At 37.4% G+C, this 243-nt stretch carries 1 protein-coding gene; it reads left to right on the forward strand.

Features of this window, described 5'->3' with window-relative positions; translation table 11 throughout:
• The coding region (locus KK062_RS30520) for a hypothetical protein (protein ID WP_254088151.1) at positions 1-243 on the forward strand (243 nt) is incomplete at both ends.

The following is a 243-nucleotide window of genomic DNA, read 5'->3' on the forward strand; positions in this document are numbered from 1 at the left end:
TATTAACATTGAAAAGCAACCGAGTTTCTTGTTTGTCTTTCCTTCGGATCTGGTTGATCAATATGACGATGTGAGTGTGCCGAAAGGTCGTAGAAGTGTGAGGGATGTATTGCAATTTGTTATGAATGGAAGCAGATTGGGATATCTACAATCCGGAGAGACTGTCTCTATATTTGAATCAAGAAAGAAGCCTATAAAAGATAATGCCGATGAGGAAACAAAAATAGAAAACACCTTCATTAC

Source organism: Dawidia cretensis (genome assembly GCF_018598175.1).
Classification (GTDB): Bacteria; Bacteroidota; Bacteroidia; order Cytophagales; family Cyclobacteriaceae; genus Ohtaekwangia; species Ohtaekwangia cretensis.